This window comes from Actinacidiphila yeochonensis CN732 (assembly GCF_000745345.1).
Taxonomy (GTDB): Bacteria; Actinomycetota; Actinomycetes; order Streptomycetales; family Streptomycetaceae; genus Actinacidiphila; species Actinacidiphila yeochonensis.
The window spans coordinates 3,286,818-3,295,038 of record NZ_JQNR01000005.1; the positions used below are offsets into that span (position 1 = coordinate 3,286,818).

General features: G+C 73.0%; 8 protein-coding genes. All 8 read left to right on the forward strand.

Annotated elements, in window-relative coordinates; translation table 11 throughout:
- The first annotated feature begins 263 nt into the window (after positions 1 to 263).
- On the forward strand, positions 264 to 1,661 hold the full coding sequence (gene eccD / locus BS72_RS25575) for a type VII secretion integral membrane protein EccD (RefSeq protein ID WP_037913936.1): 1,398 nt from the start codon (positions 264 to 266) through the stop codon (positions 1,659 to 1,661).
- Positions 1,662 to 1,697: 36 nt separating this feature from the next.
- Positions 1,698 to 3,242 (forward strand): type VII secretion protein EccB, encoded by a 1,545-nt coding sequence (gene eccB / locus BS72_RS25580; RefSeq protein ID WP_051951686.1) that lies wholly within the window; start codon positions 1,698 to 1,700, stop codon positions 3,240 to 3,242.
- A 317-nt stretch (positions 3,243 to 3,559) separates the two neighbouring features.
- Entirely contained in the window at positions 3,560 to 3,895 is a 336-nt protein-coding gene (locus tag BS72_RS25585; protein WP_037913937.1) for a hypothetical protein, read from the forward strand.
- Between the two features lie 17 nt (positions 3,896 to 3,912).
- Complete coding sequence (locus tag BS72_RS25590) at positions 3,913 to 4,200, forward strand: hypothetical protein (protein WP_037913938.1); 288 nt, start codon at positions 3,913 to 3,915, stop codon at positions 4,198 to 4,200.
- 255 nt (positions 4,201 to 4,455) lie between these two features.
- On the forward strand, positions 4,456 to 4,977 hold the full coding sequence (locus BS72_RS37500; RefSeq protein WP_037913939.1) for a hypothetical protein: 522 nt from the start codon (positions 4,456 to 4,458) through the stop codon (positions 4,975 to 4,977).
- A gap of 140 nt (positions 4,978 to 5,117) precedes the next feature.
- A complete protein-coding gene (locus tag BS72_RS25600) occupies positions 5,118 to 7,334 on the forward strand; it encodes a hypothetical protein (RefSeq protein ID WP_157856325.1) in 2,217 nt (738 codons plus the stop codon).
- Between the two features lie 73 nt (positions 7,335 to 7,407).
- Positions 7,408 to 7,899, forward strand: coding sequence for a YbaB/EbfC family nucleoid-associated protein (locus tag BS72_RS25605; protein WP_037913942.1), 492 nt, complete (start codon positions 7,408 to 7,410; stop codon positions 7,897 to 7,899).
- Positions 7,892 to 8,212 carry a hypothetical protein gene (locus BS72_RS25610; protein ID WP_037913944.1) on the forward strand — a complete coding sequence of 107 codons (321 nt, stop codon included), beginning with the start codon at positions 7,892 to 7,894 and terminating at the stop codon, positions 8,210 to 8,212. Before BS72_RS25605 ends, BS72_RS25610 begins: the two co-directional genes overlap by 8 nt.
- Positions 8,213 to 8,221 lie beyond the last annotated feature (9 nt).

Below are 8,221 nucleotides of genomic sequence, written 5' to 3' on the forward strand. Positions count from 1 at the left end.
CGGGACGGCGGGGCGGGCGGCGGAACGTGACGATGCTCAAGAAGGACCTTCCCAGGCGGAAACGGGCACGCGCGGCAGCGCGCCCGGCTCCCGTGAGACCGCGCGGTGAACAGGTGGTGAACGGCGTTGCAAGCGGTCCTGCCTGGGACTTCTCGTCCGGAAAAGGCAATACCCATAGCCGAATTGACAACACCTGCACGATAGTGTTTGCCGCGTTCCGACGTCGACCCGGGCCTGATCCGGGTGCCAGAGAGTGAGCCCGAGTGAGCGACAGCGTTGCCGGACTGTGCCGTCTGACCGTCAAGGCCCCGGACGCCAGCTTCGAACTCGGTGTCCCCGTCGACGTCACCCTGGCCGACCTGCTGCCCGTCCTCGTCGACCACGGCGGCGGCGACCTGCACGACCAGGGCCTGGAACACGGCGGTTGGACCGTGCAGCGGCTCGGCCAGGCCCCGCTGGACGAGGAGGGCACGCCGCGCTCCCTGGACCTGCGCGACGGCGAGACGCTGTACCTGCGGGCCCGCAACGAGACGCTGCCCGAGGTGGCCGTCGACGACATCGTGGCCGGCGTCGCCGAGGTGCTGCGCGGCCGCGGGGACACCTGGAACGCCGGACTGGCCCGCCGGGTGCTGCTCGGGCTGGCCGTCGCGGCCCTGGCCGGCGGGCTCGCGACGCTGGCGCTGCCGGGCACCGAGGCCGTGCGCGCGGGGGTGGCGGCGGGGATGGCGGTGCTGCTCGTGCTGTGCGCCGCCGCGGCCTCCCGTGCGGTCGGCGACGCCGGCGGCGGCGGCGCCCTCGGCGTCATGGCGGTGCCGTACCTGGCCCTGGCCGGGGCACTGGCGCCCACCGGGGCCGGCCACGAGACGATGACCGGCGCCCGGCTGCTGGCCGCCGGCGCGGCCGGGGCCGGCGCCTCCGTCCTGGCGCTGGCCGCGGTGGCCGCCTGCGCGCCGCTGTTCCTGGGCGCGTTCACCGCGGCGCTGCTGGCCGCGGCCGGCGGCGTCGCGGTCGCCTGCGGGCTGTCGCTGCCGCAGGCCGCGGCGGTGGTCGCGGTGCTCGCCGTGGTCGTCGGCGGCCTCGTCCCCGGCCTCGCCTTCCGGATGTCCGGGCTGCGGCTGCCGCTGCTGCCGTCCAACGCGGAGCAGCTGCAGGAGGGCATCGAGCCGCACGCCCCGCAGTTCGTCGCCTCCCGGGCGGCCCTCGCCGACGGCTACCTCACCGCCCTGTACGCGGCGCTCGGCCTGGTCACCGCCGCCTGCGCCACCGTGCTGCTCTCGGTCGACCGCACCGGGTCGGCGGCCGGCTGGCCGGTGCCGGTCCTCGTCCTGGTGCTCAGCGCCCTGCTGCTGCTCCACGCCCGCAACGTCGGCAGCCTGTGGCAGCGCCTGTCGCTGGTGGTGCCCGGCGGCTACGGCCCGCTGCTGGCGGCCGTGCTGGCCGCCGTCCACGGCGGCATGCCCGAACGGCTGCTGCTGGTCGCGGTGCTGGCGGTGGCCGCCGCCGCGGCCGCGATCGCCGCGTGGACGGTGCCCGGCCGCCGGCTGGTGCCGTACTGGGGGCGGATCGGCGACCTGCTCCAGACCACGTGCGCGGTGATGCTGGTGCCGCTCGTGGTGCTGATCGCCGGCGCCTACCACCACCTTCGCGGGCTCAAGGGCTGACGGACCGGACCGGCGGGGAAGGAGAAGAGGGCACCGATGCAGTCCAGAAGGGACCAGGTCCAGGCGCACCTGTTCGTCATGGGCAGGCTCTCGTCGAGCATGCTGCGCGGCGACCCGGACACCCCCGACGCCCCGGAGTCCCGCAACTGGCGCGGCGTCATGGGCGGCGTCGTCCTGGCCGCGCTGGCCGCGGTCGGGGTGGCCCTCTACGGGCTGATCGTCCCCGGCACCACCTCGTCGTGGCGAACCCCCGGCGCGCTGGTACTGGTCAGCGGGACCAGCTCCCGGTACCTGTACGTGGGGGACGCCCTGCACCCGGTGCTCAACGAGGCGTCGGCGAAGCTCCTCGCGGGCACTCAGATGTCGGTGCACACCGTCAGCGCCCGCTCGCTGGCCGGCACCCCGCACGGCGCGCCGGTCGGCATCCAGGGCGCGCCGGACATGCTGCCCGGCAGCGGCGACGGCCTGTACGACGGCACCTGGTGGGCCTGCGCGGGAAGCACCGCCGACACCTCCGGCGGCGCCGCCCGCAGCACCCTCCAGGTCTCGGCCGGCCAGGTCTCCGGCGGCCGGGGGCTCACCGCCGGCCAGGCCGCCCTCGTCTCCTCGCCCGACGGCCGGACGCAGATGCTCTGGCAGGGCCGGCGCTACCCGCTGGACACCGCGCACGGCGTGCCGGCGGCCCTCGGCTGGTCCGGCGAGGCCCCGTACCGCGTCGGCGACGCCTTCCTGGACACCCTGCCCGCCGGGCCGTCCGTCGCGCCGCCCGAGGTGGCCGGACGCGGCTCGGCCGGGCCGGCCCTCAGCGGCGCGCCGACCCGCTACGGCCAGGTGTTCACCGCCACCGGCGGCCAGCACCTGCTGCTCACCAAGGCGGGCCTGGTGCCGCTCACCCCGCTGCTGTACGACGTGGTCATCGGCGATCCGCGCACCCAGGCGCAGGCCTACCAGGGCGGCGCGGTGACCGCCCGCACCATCGGCGCGGCCGACCTGGCCGCCCACCAGGCCCCGGCGTCGGCGGGCACCGCGCTCGCCCAGGGGCTGCCGGAGTCCGCGCCGCGGCTGGTCACGGCGGGCACCGGCCAGGACGTCTGCTCGGCCGTCAGCCCGGGCGGCTCGGCGCCGACCACCACCGTCTCCATCGTCGACCGGGCGGCGGTGCCCTCCGCCGTCGCGGACACCGAGCCCGGCGTCCAGCCCGGCTGCCTGGCCGCCGACGGCGTCACCGTGCCGGCCGGCGAGGGCGCCCTCGTCCGCGGACTCTCCTCGGCCGGATGGGGCGCCTACGAGTACCTGGTGACCGACGCCGGGGTCGCCTACCCACTCACCGCGGACGGGGCGAAGCAGCTCGGCTACTCGGACGCCGCCGCGGTGGCGCTGCCCACCGCCTGGCTCCAACTGCTCCCCTCCGGGCCGCGGCTGGACCCGTCGGTGCTGGCCGACGGCGGCGTGGTGCGGGAGCAGGCCGGCGCCCCGGCCTGCGGGGCACCCCGGGCGGGCCGCCACGCCGGGCCCGTCCGCGAGCCCCGGCGCGGGCCACCCGCCCGGGAACGGCCCCGGAGGCGGCGGCCCGAGCGGTGACAGAAAGGACAACGCCGGATGAACTCGTCCTCCGTATGACGGAATCGATGCACGACCAGTGTCCGATAAGGAACGGATCTTGCCTGCTGGCGGCATCTGCGGGACTGGATAAATCCCGCGTCCGGGGTGACGATCTCCTCGCCGGAGTTCCGGCAGGCCAGGACGCCCCCCGGACCGTGGCCGGGTCCGCCCGCGGGGCACGCCCGGGACGCGGCGCGAAGGGGCGCCACGGAGCGGGCGCCCGCCCCGGCGGGAGAGGCCCGATCCGGCCAGGTGTGCCGAACCGCCCATCCCCTCAACGGTGAAAGGACATCGGAGTGACGTACCAGACGTCAGACGCCTCCGTTCAGACCGCCCTCAACGGCCTGGACGAACAGGTGACCAACATGAGCTCCGCGGTCGCCGAGATCGAAGCCATCAAGACGGACGTGCTCAGCCACTACAAGGCCGGGTCGTGCACCCTCTTCGTGAGCAAGATGGACGACTGGGTGGCGCAGTACAACGCGGTCAAGAAGGCCGTCGACAACCTCGCGGACACCCTCGGTGCCGCCAAGAACATCCAGAACAAGGGCGAGGACCTGGCTCTCTCCGGAGCCGGCGGGTCCTTCGGCGGGGGCGAGTTCTACACCGCCCTCAGCCCCAACAACAGCTGAGAGCGGAGGCGGCGGACATGGCAGACGTCTACCTGGACCTGAACGGCGGTCAGAACGACGTCGAGGACCTCAGCAGGGTCCACACATCGATGAACAACGCGCTCGACATCATGAAGAGCACCATCCAGCAGGCGCTGGCGAACCTCTCCGGTGACACCGCGACCGCGTTCGCGGCCGCGCAGACCGCGATCAACACCGCCTCGGACAACATGAACAGCGACTTCATCCAGGGCGTGCAGCGGCTGCAGGAGATGATCCAGACGCAGGCGGACCACGACAGGCAGGGCAGCAGCCTCTTCCAGTAGGCCCTGTCCGGCGGATCGCGCCTGGCCGGCGGTGCCCGGCACGCCCGCCCCCCGGGCATTGCCCGGGAGGCGCCCCGGCCGCGTCGCCGGTCGTCGGCGCACCCCGGGGCCGGCGGCCCGGGAGGCACCCCTCCCGCCGCCTCGCGGTCCGGGGGCGCCTCCGGCGCGAGCGCCGGGGGAGTACCGGACGGCGCCACCCCCGCCCGCGGGCGGAGGACGACCTGTGTTCAGACAGCACCCGGCAGGAGGGGCCCGATGGCCAAGAGCGGCGGCAGCGACACCTACGCCACTTCGGACGAGACGCTCGACAACTTCATCAACACGCTGATTCCCGGCCTCACCGACAAGATCTCCAACGACCCCGGCTACATCGCGCTCCAGGGCTTCACGGAGGGGGTGCCGTTCGTTCTGGGGAACAACGGTGTCAGCGGATACGGGGAGTTGCTGCCGGGGTCGGCGTCGGAGTACAAGGCCCCGGAGCTCCAGAAGGCGTTCACGGCCTACTGCACCGGGCTGCTGAGCGCCGTCGGGGGCTACCAGACGTCGCTCGCGAGCCTGAAGAAGGACCTGCTCACGGTCAAGACCGTGCTCGACGACGGCGAGGACATGTCCAGCTACCTCGCCTCCACGCTGATGTCGGACCTGGAGTCGATCCTCAGCGGGTTCAACGGCGGGACCCCGACCACCACGACCCCGACCCCGACCTCCACAACCCCGACCTCCACAACCCCGACCACCACGACCCCGACCTCGACGACTCCCACCACCACGAGCTGAGGGCCCACGGGGCCGATCCCCGGGGCGGTCCGGTACGTCCGCCGCCCCGGGGGAGGCGCCGCACCGAACCACCGCGGCGGACCCCGGCCCCCGTCCGATCCGTGTTCCTGACGTCCGCCGAGCGGAGAAAGGCCGACCCGATGGCTGACACCCCTGACATCACCGCGAACAACTGGGGTGAGGGCACGGCCTCGGACGGGACGTGGAGCAGGATGCTGGCGTCCTTCCACAGCAACCCGTCCGAGATCCAGACCGCGGAGGGCATCGGGTCCGACAGCAGCCCGAGCTGGATCGCCTCGCACACGGTGATCCCGCAGGCGCCGGCGGACTACGAGGGCTTCGACGTCTTCGACATCTGGTTCTCCTACCCGTACACGCTCACGACGGTGGTGACCGGCTACGAGACGGTCATGCAGATCAGCGGCGACTACCAGTACGTCGTCGGCTGCAACCTCACACACGACGTGGACACGAACGACGCGGGCACGCCGCTCTACAAGTTCGTCCACCAGCCGGACGACATCCTCGTCCCGCTCGCCAACCAGGCCCAGGTGGCGGGGGAGAACGTCACCAGCCTGCTGAGCTTCCAGGACGCGGCCGCGATGGTCGGCGACTTCAAGGCGCTCCTCACCAGCATCGCGGACACCCTGGACGGCTGGACCGACAACATCGACTTCGACGACTCCGCCCTCCAGGGCGACTCGGCCAAGGCGTTCAAGGACGCGCTGCTGGGCATGAAGCTCGACGTCACCACCCTCCAGGCGGCCATGAACGCAGACGCGGTCGTGCAGAGCCTCAACCAGTCCCACGACGACCTCCAGGCCACCCTGCGGAACCTGGAGTCGGCCTCGCAGACCTGGCGCGGCGCCCGCTGGGCCTGGCCGGCCAACGCCACGCACGACGCACTCCAGTGGGCACTGCAGAGCGGGTCGATCAGCTTTCCCGGCACCCAGAACGTCCCGCCCACGGTGAACGTCCCCGGCTGGGGCGACCCGACCACGGAGGACTTCTGGATGCGGGTCGAGGCGCGGGCCAAGGCCATGTGGATGAACAACGTCTACGTCTTCCTGGACCAGCCGGCCGCCAACGAGGCCAACCTCCTGGGCGGGCAGTACGGCAGCGCGGTGGAGACGTTCACCACGAACACCCCGCAGCCGGGCGACGGCGGCGTCAACCCGTACGCGGCTGCCCTCCAGGCACTCGCCACGCCGACCCCCGCCATCACGGACACCCCTCCCGCCGGGACCGAGGACACCCTCCCCGCCGGCACCACCGACACCACCCCCGGAAGTACCACGGACACCCCCCTCGGCTCCGACGACATGCCCGCGGCGGACACGTTGAGCACGACGACCACGGGCAGCCAGAGCGGGGAACTCACCGACGGCGAACCCACCGGTGACACGACGGGCGACCCCACAGGGACGACCGGCGACGACTTCTCCCTCCCGCCGACCACCAGTACCACCACGGGCACCGCCGGCGGCCTCTACGGCGGTACCGACACCACCGGCACCGGCTCGGACGAGGTGCTCGACAAGGACGGGAACGTCGTCCTCGACGCGGCCGGCAACCCGGTCGTCGTCCCGACGGGCTCGACGATCAACGCCGACGGCACCGTCACCGGCCCTGACGGGAAGCTCCTGACCGGCAGCGACGGCAAGAACCTGACCGTTCCCAAGGGCTCCAGGCTCACCCCGGCCCAGACCGTCACCGACGCCGACGGCAACCCCGTCACCGTGGACGGGCAGGAACTCACCGTGCCCGAGGGCTCGACGATCAACGCCGACGGCACCATCACCGGCCCGGACGGCCAACTCCTCACCGGCAGCGACGGGCAGGCGCTCACGGTGCCCAAGGGCTCCAAGCTCACCGCTCTGGACCCCCTCGCGGAGAGCGACTACAGCGGTCTGACGGGCACGACCGGCACGACCGGCAGCACGTACACCTCGTCGGCGGGCGACTACATTCCCTCCTCGATCCGCCGGACGGCCACCACCAGCGCCGCCGACGACGAGTACCTCGCGCCCGAGGAGGGCGGCGTCGTCTCCGAGAACATCGGCAGCACCGGCAAGCTGACCAGCGGCATGGGCAAGAACGTCCAGGAGGAGGGGGCGCTCGGCGAGGAGACCTCCCCGAGCAGCGGCCTGGCCGCGGAGACCGCCGCGGAGGAGGCCGCCGCGATGAGCCGCACCGCCACCACCAGCGGAAGCACGCCGATGATGCCGCCGATGGGCGGCGGCGGCGCGGGCGGTGCCGGCGGGGACCAGAGCCGCGGCCGCAAGACGTGGCTGGACGAGGAGGAAGAGGTCTGGGGCACGGGCGAGGAGGCCGTCCCCGGCGTGATCGGGGGATGAGCACCACCGTCCGCCGGTGTCCCGGACGGCCGTCGTGGACCGTCCGGCCCGGCACACAGGAAAGGGGAGCCCGATGACCTCGGGATACCAGGAGCAGGTGGACCAGATGATGGCCCGGGTGCGGGAGCAGGCCGAACGGCTGACCGAGCTCCAGCAGTCGCTCGCCAGGCGGACGGTCACGGTCAGGTCCAAGGACCGGTCGGTCTCCGTCGTGGTGGGAGCCCAGGCGGAGGTCCGGGAGATCACCTTCCACACCGACGACTACCGCGCCATGGCCCCGGCGGAGCTGGGCACGTCGCTGGTCGAACTCATCGCGCGGGCCCGCACCCAGATGCAGGACCAGGTCCGGGAGGGCTTCGGACCGCTGATGGGCGCCGGCGACGAGATCCGCGAGTCGATGATGGGCGGCTCCGACGTCGGCAGCCTCTTCGGCGAACTGCGCAAGCTGGTGCCGCAGGGCGGCTTCCCGGGTATTCCGGGGCTGACGGGCCCGGCCGGCACGGCGGGCGGGCCCGCGACGCCGCGGCACGGGGACTACGACGAGGACGGGGAGAACGGTGGCTGAGGAGCTCAAGACCACCTCGCAGCTGGGCAGGCTGTTCGCCGACTACACGACGCTCGCCGACCTCGTGGCCGACGCGGGCAAGCAGATCGACGACATCAACACCCTCAACGAGAAGGCCGGCGGCACCGACGACGAGGTCGCCCAGCAGTACCTCGAAAAGGCGAAACCCGGCGGCCAGGCACTGACCGACCTGGTGACGCTGCTGAAGACGCTCTCCCTCCAGACCGGGGACAACGGTGAGACCGCGAACGCGCTCTTCAACCAGGCGGAGGACGAGTCCACCGCGCTGGCCAACGAGTGGCCACCGTCCTGACCGGGAGCG